Annotated in this window: 1 protein-coding gene; it reads left to right on the top strand. The window is 41.6% G+C overall.

From position 1 onward, the window contains the following. Positions 1–106: 106 nt before the first annotated feature. The coding region (locus AC1DND_RS29095; RefSeq protein WP_477586480.1) for a two-component regulator propeller domain-containing protein at positions 107–591 on the top strand (485 nt) is incomplete at its 3' end.

Raw genomic sequence — 591 nt, 5'->3', positions numbered from 1 at the left:
GTTGTGGATGGGTACAGTATTTGGATTAATTATCTTTGATCCTCTTTCCGAAAAATTCAGGCAAATCAAGCTTCCCTACCAAAAGCAACCTGAGGTTAGGCAGATAATGGCTGACCAATCTGGAAACATCTGGGCAGCCACGGCCACTGGTATTGTATTAATCACCAGAGAAAAGAAGATCATTGCTTCTCCAATGACTTTTGGTAATGGAGAAGATATATTTTCTTCTGCTATCTGCCAAACACCCGATAGCAGGATTTGGTGCGGTACAAGTAAGGGCCTTTTTGAAGCTAAAATTAAAGAAAACAAGCTTATCCTTACCAGAGCGATTGGAATGCCTCCTTTCTTGCAGGAGCAAAACATTACTTCGATTAAGAAGGATAATGCTGGCAGCTTTTGGTTTGGATCTTACGCTACAGGCTTGTTTTTATGCGATTATCAACAGGGAAAATTTACCCAGGCCAAAAAACAACCCGCTTTACCAGGTGGCGCTACAAACAAAATCCGCTCAATTATCAGCTTACTGGATCATAGGATTGGTGTTGCCACTGCAGATGGGCTGTTTTTTTTCGACATTGATCACCTAAGCAT

Source organism: Pedobacter sp. 01N416, assembly GCF_056399685.1.
This window is presented reverse-complemented; position numbering and strand designations above follow the sequence as displayed.